1 protein-coding gene is annotated in these 425 nt (G+C 63.5%); it reads right to left on the reverse strand.

Annotated features, from left to right (window positions below; all coding sequences use genetic code 11):
* A partial coding sequence (locus PQQ96_RS42240; RefSeq protein WP_408303379.1) for a DUF2817 domain-containing protein occupies window positions 1-425 on the reverse strand: 425 nt, incomplete at both ends.

The raw sequence follows: 425 nt of genomic DNA on the forward strand, positions 1-425 counted from the left end.
GTCGCAGTAGAAAGCGTCCCGGATCTGCTTGCGGATCGCACTCTGTTGCCGGACGGGCGCTTCCGGGTGCCGGAACAGCCATTGCGCGGCCCGCAGGGTGTTTATCCCTTCCGTTTCGGGGTAGGTGCCGAACTCCAGCCCGAGAAGTCCCGCAACGGCTGCCGGGCATTCGTCATAAATGGTCGAGACCGCCGGGCCCGATGCGCCGGTCGACACTGATTCCCCATTGAACGGCGTAAAGACGTCGGCGCCCCACCAGGCACGTGCGAGTTCAATGTCGGACGCCACATTGCGCCCCGCGTAGATCTTTTCACCGTGGCCATAGGGACCGAGGCCCGTATGGACATCGATCCAGCCGATGTGCGAAGCATTGGCCGCATAGCGGCGCAGAATCGCCCGCAGCGTTCGATTGTTCCAGGTAGGCG

Origin of the sequence: Paraburkholderia sediminicola (assembly GCF_046027825.1) — a bacterium.
Classification (GTDB): Bacteria; Pseudomonadota; Gammaproteobacteria; order Burkholderiales; family Burkholderiaceae; genus Paraburkholderia; species Paraburkholderia sediminicola_D.